Source organism: Pinisolibacter sp. DMC100 (assembly GCF_056313705.1).
Genome location: NZ_JBQUZT010000003.1, coordinates 90,556 through 102,888, shown reverse-complemented (window position 1 = coordinate 102,888; position 12,333 = coordinate 90,556). Strand labels below are relative to the sequence as shown.

14 protein-coding genes and 1 riboswitch are annotated in these 12,333 nt (G+C 71.1%); of the genes, 6 read left to right on the top strand and 8 right to left on the bottom strand.

Annotated features, from left to right (window positions below):
- Positions 1-9: 9 nt before the first annotated feature.
- Both ACT541_RS13590 and mog read right to left on the bottom strand, forming a co-directional pair.
- Positions 10-540, bottom strand: coding sequence for a DUF2478 domain-containing protein (locus ACT541_RS13590; protein WP_476137622.1), 531 nt, complete (start codon positions 538-540; stop codon positions 10-12).
- Position 541: 1 nt separating this feature from the next.
- A complete protein-coding gene (gene mog, locus ACT541_RS13585) occupies positions 542-1,090 on the bottom strand; it encodes a molybdopterin adenylyltransferase (RefSeq protein ID WP_476137621.1) in 549 nt (182 codons plus the stop codon).
- Positions 1,091-1,234: 144 nt separating this feature from the next.
- Between mog and ACT541_RS13580 the strand changes: the two genes are divergently transcribed.
- Positions 1,235-2,413 carry an NnrS family protein gene (locus tag ACT541_RS13580; protein WP_476137620.1) on the top strand — a complete coding sequence of 393 codons (1,179 nt, stop codon included), beginning with the start codon at positions 1,235-1,237 and terminating at the stop codon, positions 2,411-2,413.
- A gap of 75 nt (positions 2,414-2,488) precedes the next feature.
- On the opposite strand, the gene ACT541_RS13575 is transcribed toward ACT541_RS13580, so the two are convergent.
- Positions 2,489-2,986, bottom strand: a complete 498-nt coding sequence (locus ACT541_RS13575) for a copper chaperone PCu(A)C (RefSeq protein WP_476137619.1) — start codon at positions 2,984-2,986, stop codon at positions 2,489-2,491.
- Between the two features lie 92 nt (positions 2,987-3,078).
- Positions 3,079-3,468, bottom strand: coding sequence for a hypothetical protein (locus ACT541_RS13570; protein ID WP_476137618.1), 390 nt, complete (start codon positions 3,466-3,468; stop codon positions 3,079-3,081).
- A 101-nt stretch (positions 3,469-3,569) separates the two neighbouring features.
- Positions 3,570-3,820: riboswitch (cobalamin riboswitch) on the top strand.
- A 102-nt stretch (positions 3,821-3,922) separates the two neighbouring features.
- Between ACT541_RS13570 and ACT541_RS13565 the strand changes: the two genes are divergently transcribed.
- The 5 genes from ACT541_RS13565 to ACT541_RS13545 are packed head-to-tail and all read left to right on the top strand — an operon-like array spanning position 3,923 to position 8,191.
- Complete coding sequence (locus ACT541_RS13565) at positions 3,923-4,588, top strand: energy-coupling factor ABC transporter permease (protein ID WP_476137617.1); 666 nt, start codon at positions 3,923-3,925, stop codon at positions 4,586-4,588.
- Positions 4,585-4,887: an energy-coupling factor ABC transporter substrate-binding protein gene (locus ACT541_RS13560; RefSeq protein WP_476137616.1), complete on the top strand. Its 303-nt coding sequence runs from the start codon at positions 4,585-4,587 to the stop codon at positions 4,885-4,887. Before ACT541_RS13565 ends, ACT541_RS13560 begins: the two co-directional genes overlap by 4 nt.
- Complete coding sequence (gene cbiQ / locus ACT541_RS13555) at positions 4,871-5,605, top strand: cobalt ECF transporter T component CbiQ (protein WP_476137615.1); 735 nt, start codon at positions 4,871-4,873, stop codon at positions 5,603-5,605. The genes ACT541_RS13560 and cbiQ overlap by 17 nt, the downstream gene beginning before the upstream one ends.
- Positions 5,602-6,363 carry an energy-coupling factor ABC transporter ATP-binding protein gene (locus ACT541_RS13550; protein ID WP_476137614.1) on the top strand — a complete coding sequence of 254 codons (762 nt, stop codon included), beginning with the start codon at positions 5,602-5,604 and terminating at the stop codon, positions 6,361-6,363. The genes cbiQ and ACT541_RS13550 overlap by 4 nt, the downstream gene beginning before the upstream one ends.
- Positions 6,364-6,367: 4 nt before the next feature.
- Positions 6,368-8,191: an aminodeoxychorismate synthase component I gene (locus tag ACT541_RS13545; RefSeq protein ID WP_476137613.1), complete on the top strand. Its 1,824-nt coding sequence runs from the start codon at positions 6,368-6,370 to the stop codon at positions 8,189-8,191.
- On the opposite strand, the gene ACT541_RS13540 is transcribed toward ACT541_RS13545, so the two are convergent.
- The 4 genes from ACT541_RS13540 to ACT541_RS13525 form a co-directional block, all read right to left on the bottom strand.
- Positions 8,172-8,603 (bottom strand): DUF2267 domain-containing protein, encoded by a 432-nt coding sequence (locus tag ACT541_RS13540; RefSeq protein ID WP_476137612.1) that lies wholly within the window; start codon positions 8,601-8,603, stop codon positions 8,172-8,174. The two genes, ACT541_RS13545 and ACT541_RS13540, sit on opposite strands and share 20 nt — an antisense overlap.
- A 5-nt stretch (positions 8,604-8,608) precedes the next feature.
- A complete protein-coding gene (locus ACT541_RS13535; RefSeq protein WP_476137611.1) occupies positions 8,609-9,526 on the bottom strand; it encodes a LysR substrate-binding domain-containing protein in 918 nt (305 codons plus the stop codon).
- Between the two features lie 113 nt (positions 9,527-9,639).
- Positions 9,640-10,548 (bottom strand): hypothetical protein, encoded by a 909-nt coding sequence (locus ACT541_RS13530; protein ID WP_476137610.1) that lies wholly within the window; start codon positions 10,546-10,548, stop codon positions 9,640-9,642.
- A gap of 172 nt (positions 10,549-10,720) precedes the next feature.
- Complete coding sequence (locus ACT541_RS13525) at positions 10,721-12,169, bottom strand: C1 family peptidase (protein ID WP_476137609.1); 1,449 nt, start codon at positions 12,167-12,169, stop codon at positions 10,721-10,723.
- Between the last annotated feature and the right edge of the window lie 164 nt (positions 12,170-12,333).

The window sequence follows — 12,333 nt, the reverse complement described above, 5'->3', positions numbered from 1 at the left end:
TCTCGATCTTCAGGCCGCCGTGCGACGCCGCGCGGCGAGCGAGGCGATCAGCGCCTCCGCCTCGGCGCGGTCCTCGAACACCGCCTCGTAGCCGCCGCCGAAGTCGCGGAAGCCGCCGACGTTCTCGGCGGTGACGCCGACCAGCAGCGGCACGCCCAGTTCGACCGCCTTCTCGACCACCTGACGGAAGCCGTGGCCCTCGATCTCGCGCTTGCCGAACTTGGAGAGGACCAGGAGATCGGGCAGTCGCTCGGTGTCGAGCGCGGCGAGCGCCAGACCGGCGGCCTCCTCCAGCGCGCCGTGGTCGAGCCGGCAGCCGCGCGCGTCGGCGCCGCGATCCTGCGACAGGTGGAACCGCCGCCCGGTGGCGAGGTCGACCAGCGACATGTCGCAGCGCCGCCGATTGGGGCGGCGCTCGTCGTGCTGGATCATGCCGGCGACGGCGAGGCCCGCGGCGGCGGCGATCTCCGCCATGTCGGCGAGCATGGTCCCCTCGCCGGCCGGGTAGACCAGCGCCGCCAGAATCGGATCGTCGTTCATGTCACTTGCCCTTGGGCCGGAAGGCGACCATGCGCTCCGGCTTGGTTTCGAGCCGATAGCCGCCGGCGAGGTCGATGCAGTAGGGCACCGCCGGCATCACCGCGTCGAGGCAGTCGCGGATCGACGAGGGTTTGCCCGGCAGGTTGATGATCAGCGACGAACCGCGCAGGCCCGCCTCCTGGCGCGACAGGATCGCCGTCGGCACGATGGTCAGGCTCTTCGCCCGCATCGCCTCGCCGAAGCCCGGCATCATCCGGTCGCTGACGGCGAAGAGCGCCTCGGGCGTCACGTCGCGCGGCGACGGCCCGGTACCGCCGGTCGTCACCACCAGCGAGCAGCCGGCGACGTCGCACAGATCGATCAGCGCCGCCTCGATCGCCGGGCGCTCGTCTTCCACCAGCCGCTTCTCGATGCGGAAGGGTGTCGCCAGCACTTCCTCGAGATAGGCCTCGATCGCCGGACCCGACAGATCTTCGTAGATGCCGCGCGTCGCGCGATCGGATACGGTGACGACGCCGATCGGAACGACGGCGGTAACAACTTCGGACATCATGACCCTCTGGGCAGGCGGGCGGCCGGGCGACCGGCCCGACCTTCGGTGCCATCAAAGACCCATGCCTTGCCATGGATCAAGAGGCCGAAGCCGCCGGCGTGGCACGAGGTGGCGAAGTTGAACTTTGGACGGAGAAATCTCATGGCCCGCACCGCGGAAGGATACCGCGCCCATCGCGGCCCCACCTGGCTCACCGGCGGGTTTCGCCCGTTCTTCCTGGCGGCCGGCCTGTGGGCGGCGCTGGCGGTGGCGCTGTGGCTGCCGCTGTGGGAAGGCATGATCACCCTGCCGAGCCGGCTCGCGCCGATCGACTGGCACGCCCACGAGATGCTGTGGGGCTATGCCGGCGCGGCGATCGCCGGCTTCCTGCTGACCGCCATCCCCAACTGGACGGGGCGTCTGCCGGTGGTCGGCCGGCCGCTGCTCGTCCTCGTCGTGCTGTGGGCGATCGGCCGTGTCGCGATCTTCGCCTCGGCGCCACTCGGCGCGGTGGCGACGGCGATCCTCGACCTGCTCTTCCCCCTCGGCCTGACCTTCGTCGCCGCTCGCGAGGTGGTCGTCGGGCGCAACTGGCGCAATCTCAAGGTCGTTGGCCTCGTCGGCCTGCTCGCCGTGTCGAATGCCGTCTTCCACGTCGAACTGGCGATGCGCGGCACCGCGCCGCTCGCGATCCGCATCGCCATCGCCGCGATCCTGATGCTGGTGGTGGTGATCGGCGGCCGCATCGTCCCGAGCTTCACCGCCAACTGGCTCAGGCCGCGCGGCCCCGGCCGCATGCCGACGCCCTTCGCCCGCTTCGATCAGGTGGCGAGCATCGTCGTCGGCATCGCGCTGGCGATCTGGGTGGTGCTGCCCGAACACCGGGTGACGGCTGTCGCGCTTGCGATCGCCGGCGTCGTCGATCTCGCCCGTCTCGCCCGCTGGGCCGGCTGGCGGACGACCGGCGAGGCGCTGCTGGTGGTGCTCCACGTCGCCCGCGTCTTCGTCGGCCTCGGCTGCCTCGCTCTCGCGGCGAGCATCGCCGGGGCGAACCTCGCCCCGACCGCAGCGCTCCACGCCTGGACGGTCGGCGCCATCGGACTCACCACGCTGGCGGTGATGAGCCGCGCCAGCCTCGGCCACGCCGGCCTGCCGCTCCACGCGACGCGGCCGATCGCGGCCCTCTACGTCGCCTGCACCGTCGCGGCGCTCGCCCGCGTCGCCGCCGGCTTCGGCTGGGCCGAATTCGCGCTGCTGCACGTGGCGGCGCTCGGCTGGATCGTCGCCTTCGGCGGCTTCTTCGCCATCTATCTGCCGATCCTCACCCGCCCCCGCGACTGAGGCGGCACGGACGCTTCCGGCAAAGAACGAGGGCGGCCCCGAGGGCCGCCCTCTTGCGTCGCGTCGCGCCGCCGATCAGTGGCCGGTGTGGTTCATGCCGCCGCCGGAATGGTCCATCGGCTTCTGCGCCTCGACGTCGAAGTCGACGTCGACCGAGCCGGCCTTCTCGAACACCAGCGTGCCCTTGAAGGCCTTGCCCACTTCGATCGGCCCGCCGAGGCCGATGAACATCACGTGGAAGCCGCCCGGCTTCAGCTCGACGGTCTTGCCGGCGGGGATCTCGATGCCCTTGTCGAGGGCACGCATCTTCATCACGCCGCCGTCCATCGACATTTCGTGGATCTCGACCGTCTTGGCGACGTCCGACTTCACCGCCACCAGACGATCGTCGGTGGTGCCGGTGTTCTTGACCGTGAGATAGCCGCCGCCGACCGGCGCCGCCTTCGGCGTGGCGCGGCTCCAGGGATGGTCGATCTCGAGGTTGCCGACCTTGTAGCCGTGGGCGAGCGCCGCACCGGCCGAGAGGAGGAGAGCGAGGCTGGAAGCGAACGCGAGGGTCCGGATGGTCTTCATGGGATCAGTCTTTCGCGTGGGGTGCGATCGGGCCGCGCCGCGTCGGGCGTCCGGGCCGTCGCCGGGAAGGAAAACGTCGGTGGATGGGCGGATCACGCCGCCGGCGGACCGCGTGCCGTCGCCCGCGGCGCGAGGACCGTCGTCCCCGCCTCGTCCCGCCACGCCAGCCGCTCGACCGCGACGAGCCGCGGCGCCGGCACCTCCGCCGCCGCCACGGCACCGAGACCGGGCGCGGAGAACAGCACGCAGGTGCCGCAGAAGTGATCGGCGTGGTCGACGCGGTGGCCGGCGATGTCTTCCGCCGCGCGTGCGGCGTCGACCGGCGCGGTGCAGATGCCGGCGACCGCGATGCCCGATCCTTCGACCAGATCGGCCGCGGTGACGAAGCCCGGCAGTACCCGCGGCGCGAAGGCGACGAGCACCAGCGCCACCGCGAGCGTCGCGGCGGCGACAAGGCGCTTCCATCGTCCGGGCGTCCACATCGTCATCACCCGACCATGACGGCGAAGACCGCGTCTCGTCAATCCGTCGCGGTCCCGCCCCCTCGCCCCGGCCGGCCCTTGCGCCGATCGCGACCGACGTCTACGATTCCGGGTGTGATGGTGCCGCGTCGGAGTCCTCCGAGGCGGTGAAAAGGGAACACGGAAGGGCCGAATCGCGCCCGAGCCGTGGCCGCCCCCGCGACTGTGAGCGGCGAGGGGTCCGGACGAAGATCGCCTGCGGGCGATCGGTCACTGATCGCCCCCGAGACCACCCGGGGGAGCACGATCGGGAAGGCCGTCCGGATCTCGACGACCCGCGAGCCAGGAGACCTGCCATCCGCATGAGCGTCGTTCGCGTCCCTCGGGCGGGGTGTCCCGGTAGGCGTTGTCGGAGTGTCCCGCGTCGCGGGCCTTCGCTTCACGGGCGACGCGCTCGTAGATCGAGGTGGAAGACATGCACATCATGGAAGGCTTCCTGCCCGCGCCGCACGCGCTCGGCTGGACGCTGGTCTCCGCTCCCTTCGTGGTCGGCGGCTTCGTCTCGTTGCGCCGCACCCTGCGCGAACGCCCCGAGGCGCGCCTGACGCTGGCCGCCGCCGGCGCCTTCACCTTCATCCTCTCGGCGCTGAAGCTGCCGAGCGTGACCGGCTCCTGCTCGCACCCGACCGGCACCGGCCTCGGCGCCGTCCTCTTCGGCCCCGCGGTGATGGCGCCGATCGGCGTGATCGTGCTGCTGTTCCAGGGCCTGCTGCTCGCCCACGGCGGCCTCACCACGCTCGGCGCCAACGTCTTCTCGATGGCGATCGCCGGCCCCTGGGTCGGCTGGGCGACGTGGAAGCTCGCCTCCCGCGTCGGCCTGCCCGCCACCGTCGCCGTCTTCCTCGGCGCGGCGCTGGCCGACCTCGCGACCTATGTCGTCACCTCCTTCGAACTGGCGCTCGCCTTCCCCGACCCGACCTCGGGCATCGCCGGGGCCTTCGTGAAGTTCGCCGGCATCTTCGCCGTGACGCAGGTTCCCCTCGCCCTGGCCGAAGGCCTGCTCGTCGTCGTCGTCATGAACGCCCTCGTCGGCCGCATTCCCGGCGCCTTCGACGGCAAGATCGCGGAGGCCGGCCGATGACCTCGACGCTGTCCAACCGCACCTCGATCGTCCTCCTCCTCGTCGCCACCGCCATCGTCGCGGCACCCCTGGTGCTGCCCTTCGGCGGCGAGTTCACCGGCACCGACGACATCGGCTCCAAGGCGATCGAGGCGAGCCACCCCGGCTACGAACGCTGGACCAAGCCCTTCTGGGAACCGCCGTCGAAGGAGATCGAGAGCGCGCTCTTCGCCCTCCAGGCCGCGGTAGGCGCCGGCATCCTCGGTTATGCACTGGGCCGCCGCAGCGGGAGCCGCCGTCGCGATGACGCCGATCGATAGGATCGCCGCCGGCAACCGCTGGCGCGACCGCTCGCTCGCCGAGAAGGCTCTGCTCGGGCTCGGCCTTCTCGCCCTCGCCCTCCTCACGCCGCCCTGGCCGACGGCCGTCGCGATCCTCGTGGTCGCGACGCTCGCCGTGACGTGGCGGGCCGGCGTGCCGCTGGCGACGTGGGCACGGCTCCTCGCCGCCCCGCTCGGCTTCGTGCTGACCGGCGCGGCGACGCTGCTCGTCACCATCGGACCGGACGGCATCGGCTGGGCGCCCGGCGGCTTTGCCGCCGCCGCGACCCTGACGCTGCGCGCGAGCGCCGCCGTCGCGGGCCTGCTGACGCTCTCGGCGACGACGCCGGCGACCGATCTCGTCGCCGGTCTGCGCCGCCTGCGCGTGCCCGACGAGTTCGTCGAACTCGCCCTGCTCGTCCATCGCTTCCTGCAGGTGACGGGCGAGACCGCCGCCGCCATGAACGCGGCGCGGGCCGCCCGGCTCGGCGACATCGACTGGAAGAGCCGCATCCGCTCCGCCGGCATGGTCGCCGCCAACCTCCTGCCGCGCACGCTCGATCGCGCCCGCCGGCTCGAGATCGGGCTCGCCGCCCGCGGTTGGAACGGCGGCGCGCTGGCCGTACTTTCGCCCGCTCGCCCGGTCTCGCCGACCGGTCTCGCCGCGACCTGCGCGGTGCTCACGTCCCTCGCGCTTCTCGGATGGGTCTTCGCATGAGCCTCCTCGCCGTCGAAGGCCTCTCCTACGTCTACCCCGGCGGTGTGGCGGCGCTCGACCGCATCGACCTCACGGTCGAACGCGGCCGCCGCCTCGCCATCCTCGGCCCCAACGGCGCCGGCAAGACGACGCTGCTCCTCCATCTGAACGGCACCCTGCGCCCGAGCGCCGGCCGCATCGCGCTCGCCGGTGCCCCCGTCGCCTGGGACCGCGCCGGCCTCGTCGCCTGGCGCCGCCGCGTCGGTCTGGTGCTGCAGGAGGCCGACGATCAACTCTTCGCCCCGACGGTCTTCGAGGACGTCTCCTTCGGGCCCCTCAACCTCGGCCTCGCGCCGGCGGAGGCGCGCGCCCGCGTCGAGGAGGCGCTGACGGCGCTCGGCATCGCCGACCTCGCCGACCGCGCCACCCACATGCTGTCCTTCGGCCAGAAGAAGCGCGCGGCGATCGCCGGGGCCGTCGCCATGCGGCCGGAGATCCTGCTGCTCGACGAGCCGACCGCCGGCCTCGACGCCCGTTCCGCCCGCCGCCTGCTCGCCACGCTCGAAGCGCTCGAGGCGGCCGGCACGACACTGGTCTTCACCACCCACGACGTCGCCATGGCCCATCGCTTCGCCCATGACGCGGTGCTCTTCCAGGACGGCCGCATCGTCGCGACCGGCCCCGCCGCGACTCTGCTCGCCGATGCCGAGGCGATGGACCGGGCGGGACTGGACGCCGTCGAGCCGGCCGCCACCCCGCTCGCCGCGACCGGAGGCTGAGCCGGTGTCCTCCGCCGATCGCCGCGATCCGCTGGCCGATCTCGAACGCCCCTTCGTCCTCGTCGAGGACCGGCTGGCGCCCGGCCGCCCGGCCTTCCTCTATGCGAAGCCGCATCGCGTGATCCGTGCCGATCGCCCGGAGGAGGTCGAGCCGGCCCTCGCCGCGCTCGACGCCGCCCGCGCCGAGGGGCTGCATGCCTGCGGCTTCCTCTCCTACGAGCTCGGCCACGTGCTGGAGCCGACGTTGCTCGCCTCGCTCGCGCCCGATCGCCGCCTGCCGCTCCTGTGGTTCGGCCTCTTCGATGCGCCCGAGCGGCTCGACCCGACGGCGCTCGACGCGGCCTTCGCCCGCCGCGGCCCGCCCGCCCCGCTCGCAGACCTCGCGCTGGGCGTCGACCGCGACACCCATGTCGCCCGCGTGGCGGAGGTGCTGGAGCACGTCGCCGCCGGCGACTGCTGGCAGATCAACCTGACGCTGCCGATCGATTTTCGCTTTCCGGGCGATCCCCTCGCCCTCCACGCCGCGCTGCGCGCCGCCCAGCCCGTCGCCCACGGCGCCGTCGTCGCCTTCGACGAGGCGACGCTGCTCTCGGTCTCGCCCGAACTCTTCGTCCGCGTCGCAGACGGCATCGCCACCACCCGGCCGATGAAGGGCACGGTCGCCCGCGGGTCGACGCCGGCGGAGGACGCAGCCGCCCGCGCGGCCCTCGCCGCCGACCCCAAGCAGCGCGCCGAGAACCTGATGATCGTCGACCTGATGCGCAACGACATCGGCCGCATCGCCGAGATCGGCTCGGTCGCGGTGCCCGACCTCTTCCGCGTCGAGACCTATCCGACGCTCCACACCATGACCTCGACGGTGACCGCCCGCCTCGCCCCGGGCACCACCACCGCCGACGTGATCCGCGCCATCTTCCCCTGCGGCTCGATCACCGGTGCGCCGAAGATCAAGGCGATGGAGGTGATCCGCACCCTCGAGGGCACCGCCCGCGACGTCTATACCGGCGCCATCGGCACCTTCCGTCCCGACGGTTCGGTCGATCTCAACGTCGCCATCCGCACCGCCGCGATCATGGCCGACGGCCGTGGCCGCTGGGGCACCGGCGGCGGCATCGTCGCCGACAGCATCGGCGCGAGCGAATGGGACGAGGCGCTCCTGAAGGCCCGCGTCCTGACCGATCTCGCGACGGACTGGGGCCTGATCGAGACGCTGCGCTTCGCCCGCAGCGAAGGCTTCACCCGCCTGCGCCTCCACCTCGACCGGCTCGCCGCATCCGCCGCGTCGCTCGGCTTCGCCTTCGACCGCGGGGTGCTCGAGACCGATCTCGCCGCCCTCGCCGCCGGCATCGCCGACGACGAGCCGCGCCGCGTCCGCATCGAACTCTCGCGCGACGGCACGACCACGCTCGCCGCGCCGGTCCTCACCGCCGATCCCGACCGCCCGCTCCGCCTCGGCCTCGCGGCCGAGCCCGTCGACGCCGGCGATCCGTTCCTCGCCCACAAGACGACGCGCCGCGCCCGCTGGGACGCCGCCGGACGCGAGGCCGCCCGGTTCGGGCTCGACGACATGGTCTTCGTCAACCGCGACGGCTTCCTCACCGAGACGACGCGGGCGAACATCTTCGTGGAAAGGGACGGACGACTTCTCACGCCCGCCGCCCGCCACGGCCTGCTGCCGGGCATCCTGCGGGCCGACCTGCTCGAGAGGGGCCACGCGATCGAGGCCGGTCTCCGGATCGAAGACCTCGACGGCGCCCGCTGGTTCGTCGGCAACTCGCTGAGGGGGCTGAAGGCAGCCGACCCGTCGATCAGCCGAGCGGCGCCGTAGCCCAGAAGTCCCGTGCGGCCGAGGGAAGATCGGCGATGACGGCGTCGAAGCGGTCGCCGTCGACCACCGCGCGCACCGCCGCCGCGACGACGGCGATCGCCGTGTCCGGCGCGAAGTTGTGATTGCCGCGAAACGCCTGGACCTCGCGCGTCATCGTCTCCCTGTCGGCGAAGGGCTCCGGCACCCGGTCGAACGTCCACCCGTCGATGAAGAGCGCCCGCAGCACCGGCGGGAGCAGCAGGGCGAAACCCAACCCCTGTTCGAGTGTCAACCGCCGCCGAAAGACGTGAAACACCGCCTCGACCATGGTGAAGGTCTGATTGCGGGTGACCAGATCCGCCCGCTCCTTCGCGTCGGCGAGGAAGCGCTCGAAATCGTCGCCGGGGTGTTGGTAGATCATCGGAACGGGCATGGTCGTCACGCCGCCAGCCGGTCGACGCCTTCCGGCACGCCCTTGCGGATCATCGCCGCGAGCAGCGCCAGCGCCTGTTGCCGCGGCGTGTTGACCCGGTGGATCAGCCGCACCCGGCGGAAATGGTGGTCGCCCTCGAGCGGCCGCGTCTCCAGCCGTCCGACGAGGCCGATGTCGTTGCCGACCGCCAGCCGCGGCACCAGCGTGATGCCGTAGTTCGCCGCCGTCAGATGCAGGAGCGTCTCGAGCGAGGTGGCGCGGATGTCGGCCCCCGCCATCTCACCGCGCTCGGGATGGCCGCAGAACTCCAGCGCCTGATCGCGCAGGCAATGGCCGTCGGCGAGCAGCAGCAGCGACTTCGGATCGAGATCCTCCGCCGCCACGACCGTCTTCGCCGCCAGCGGATGGCCGGGCGGCAGCACCACCCAGAAGGGCTCGTCGAAGAGGAGATGCGAGGCGAGCCGCGGATCTTCCGGATCGGAGGCGACGATCGCCGCTTCGAGCCTCCCTTCCGCCAGCGCCGCGAGGAGATTGGCCGTCAGATCCTCGTAGAGCATCAGCGGCGCCGCCGGCAGCGCCTCCGCCGCGATCGGCAGGACGAAGGGCATCAGATAGGGCGCGAGCGTCGGGATGACGCCGAGGCGAAGCGGACCGGCGAGCGGGTCGCGGCTGGCGCGCGCCAGCGCGACGATGTCGTCGGCCGCCGAGATCGCCCGGCGTGCATGGGCGAGGATCTGCTCGCCGACCGGGGTCGGCCGGATCGATCGCCCGATGCGTTCGAAGATGCGGACCCCGAGCTCGTCCTCGAGCTTGAGGATCTGCCCCGACAGCGTCGGCTGCGACACGTGGCAGGCTTCGGCCGCACGCCCGAAATGGCCGAGATCGGCCACCGCCAGAAGGTATTGCAGATCACGCAGGTTCATCGTCTCGCCCCGTCGGCGCACACCGTCACGGCGTGCGTACGATCGAAGATAGCGATGGAAGGCACATTGTCGATCCGTCGCGTCGATGAAATTCATCGACGCGACGTGACCGATCAGTCGCGCGGGTCGATGCAGATCCCGCCTATGAGCACCCGCGGCGGGGTGCAGATGATCGGCGGTGCCTCCGCGGGCGTCGCAGAGGTCGAAACCGAGCCGCCGTTGATCGCCTCGTCGATGCCGGGCGCATAGATCGGGTCGTCCTCGCGATGGCGTCGGATCAACGGCTTGTCCTTCGCCCCCCAGTAGACGCGCACGCCGGCCATCACGGCGCCGTCGCCGCGCTCGCCGAGCGAACCTTCGGCGAAGACCGCGCCGGAATAGCCCTTGCCGATCGGGAAGGCCCACTCGGCGCTGCCGATGCCGGCATGGCGGCCGCCGGACCAGCGATGACCGAGCGCGAACTTCAGGTCGTCGGTCGCGTACCAGCCGACCTGGATCTTGTCGAAGGCGCGCGAATGCAGGTCGATGCGCGTGGTGGTTCCGGCCGGATCGACCACGTCGCGACGCGTACCGCCTTCCCAGCCGGCCATGCCCTCGACCGTGAAGCGGCCGACATACCAGGCGAATTCGACGCCGGCCCGACCGATGTCGATACCGTTGTACTTGTCCCAGCGGCCGTACTGGCCGATCACCCCGAGCAGGCCGAGGCCGGGATCGCGGCGGAAGAGATGGACGGTCGAACTGGCGAGCGCCCGCCCGCCGAAAGCGGCGAGCTGTCCGTCGACCTGGACGCCGTAGTGCTCGCCGATCGGCAGCGAGACCGCACCGCGCGCGCCCCACAGTCCACCGGTCTGCCCCTTGGCACCGCCGCCGGCCACGTCGAGCTTCCAGTTGAAGCCGTCGACCGCGCGGAAGGTCTGCGCGAGCGAGGCGGCCGTACCGGCCGTACCGAGATCCGCCGCCTGCGTCGTCGTCACCGTCGCGAGCATCGCCCCGAAGGCGAGAAGAATGGGTCTGCTCACGATGGAGCCCTCCGTCACATCGAACAATGGCGCCTCCAACATCGGCACTTTCACGTAGGAGTCCAGAGAGGCGGCGGCGTCCCCCCGTATGAGATCGCCACGCATCTCGCGTCCGAACCACGGCGTTGCCGAAGCGACACAGGTCCGCCGTACGGGGACGCCCCGGAGGGGCTCATTCCTCCTCTTCCTCTTCCTCTTCGTCGTCCTCTTCCTCTTCGTCTTCGTCTTCGTCTTCGTCTTCGTCGTCCTCCTCGTCCTCCTCGTCCCCCGCGTCCTCGCCGTCCTCTTCTTCGTCCTCCGAGTCCTCGTCGTCTTCCGACTCCTCCTCGTCGTCGGATTCGTCGTCATCGTCTTCGGACTCTTCGTCCTCCGACTCTTCCTCTTCGGACTCCTCCTCTTCGTCGGACTCCTCGTCCTCTTCACCCTCGTCTTCCTCGGAGTCCTCTTCCTCTTCTTCCCCCTCTTCTTCCTCTTCTTCCTCTTCCTCGTCTTCTTCCTCGTCCTCGTCCTCGGAGTCCTCGTCGCTCTCCTCGTCCGTCTCCTCGGAGTCGTCCTCCTCCTCGGACTCGTCGTCCTCCGCCTCTTCCTCGTCCTCGGCGTCGTCTTCCGACCAGTCCTCGTCGTCCTCGACCCAGTCGGCGTCGTCCTCGTCCTCGCCGTGGTAGTCCTCGCCCGAGGTCTCGTCCCAGTCGGCTGCCTCGTCGTGGCCGAAGAAGGCCTTCTCGATGTCGGCGTAGGCGTCCTTGGCGAAGGCCGAGACGAGGTCGCCGGCGACGCGGCCGAAGGCCTCGATCAGCGAGCCCTCGTCGAGCACCCAGGTCTCCTGCGGATTGGGCACCGCGGCGGCCGACCGCAGGATCCAGCAGTCGCCGCCGTTGAACTTGTCGCTCATCAGGTAGTCGTAGGGCATGTAGCAATAGCCCTTCACGCCCCAGTCCGAGCCCCACGAGTTGCGCACCACGAAGACCTGGTCGACGTCGGAATAGCCGACGCAGAGCATCGCATGGAGGCTGTGGTCACCGCGCTTGACTTCCTTCGGCTTGGGCATCGGCACGACGCCGCCGTTGTCGGTGCAGTCGTCGAAACTGTCGAAGAGCGCGCAGCCGAAGACGATCGGAAAGCCTTCCGCCAGCGCCTTCTTCCACTGGTCGAGATCGAGCTCGACGCGCTGCATGTCGAGCACCTTGAACCGCGCCGCCTCGCCGTAGGTCGTCTTCGGCGGCTTCTGCAGCACCGCCGTCTCGCGATAGGGCCAGACGGTCTCGGGACAGGCGCCGTACTTCTTCAGGCTCTCCATCCCGTACTGGATGACCGAGCCCTCGTCCTCGTCCTGCGAGCCGTCGCGCCAGCGGGCGTTGTAGTAGATGAACAGCCGCGACACGTCGAGCGGCCGGGAAAGGTGCTTCTTCAGCAGGTACTCGTAGGCGCCGGCGATGGCGTTGGCGGTGCAGGAGTTGAGGTTGCCCTGGTTCTCGACCGGCGTCATCAGCGGCCGGAGATCGACCTTGGGCGGCAGGTCGAAGCGCCGGCTCGACCGATAGACCGCCGCATCCGGCGCCGCCTTGACGAAGCGATAGCCACCGGCCCGCTTGCCGTTGAAAGACTTGTTGGAATCCGTCACGCCCCACCTCTCGCTCGCATGCGGGGGCGCGGCGCGACCAGACGCGCCCGGCTCCCCCCGGTGCCGTGACGGCAGATTACAGGATTTCGCGCGAGCGTCGACGCGTTGCCGCCCGGCCATCCACGCCGAGCCGGCCGGGCCCGCGTCCAAAATCGTCACCGACG

What these genes read in the sequence shown, in the direction of transcription:
- ACT541_RS13590 (WP_476137622.1), bottom strand. Translation starts at nt 540, where the DNA reads ATGAACGACGATCCGATTCTGGCGGCGCTGGTCTACCCGGCCGGCGAG.
- mog (WP_476137621.1), bottom strand. Translation starts at nt 1,090, where the DNA reads ATGTCCGAAGTTGTTACCGCCGTCGTTCCGATCGGCGTCGTCACCGTA.
- ACT541_RS13580 (WP_476137620.1), top strand. Translation starts at nt 1,235, where the DNA reads ATGGCCCGCACCGCGGAAGGATACCGCGCCCATCGCGGCCCCACCTGG.
- ACT541_RS13575 (WP_476137619.1), bottom strand. Translation starts at nt 2,986, where the DNA reads ATGAAGACCATCCGGACCCTCGCGTTCGCTTCCAGCCTCGCTCTCCTC.
- ACT541_RS13570 (WP_476137618.1), bottom strand. Translation starts at nt 3,468, where the DNA reads ATGTGGACGCCCGGACGATGGAAGCGCCTTGTCGCCGCCGCGACGCTC.
- ACT541_RS13565 (WP_476137617.1), top strand. Translation starts at nt 3,923, where the DNA reads ATGCACATCATGGAAGGCTTCCTGCCCGCGCCGCACGCGCTCGGCTGG.
- ACT541_RS13560 (WP_476137616.1), top strand. Translation starts at nt 4,585, where the DNA reads ATGACCTCGACGCTGTCCAACCGCACCTCGATCGTCCTCCTCCTCGTC.
- cbiQ (WP_476137615.1), top strand. Translation starts at nt 4,871, where the DNA reads ATGACGCCGATCGATAGGATCGCCGCCGGCAACCGCTGGCGCGACCGC.
- ACT541_RS13550 (WP_476137614.1), top strand. Translation starts at nt 5,602, where the DNA reads ATGAGCCTCCTCGCCGTCGAAGGCCTCTCCTACGTCTACCCCGGCGGT.
- ACT541_RS13540 (WP_476137612.1), bottom strand. Translation starts at nt 8,603, where the DNA reads ATGCCCGTTCCGATGATCTACCAACACCCCGGCGACGATTTCGAGCGC.
- ACT541_RS13535 (WP_476137611.1), bottom strand. Translation starts at nt 9,526, where the DNA reads ATGAACCTGCGTGATCTGCAATACCTTCTGGCGGTGGCCGATCTCGGC.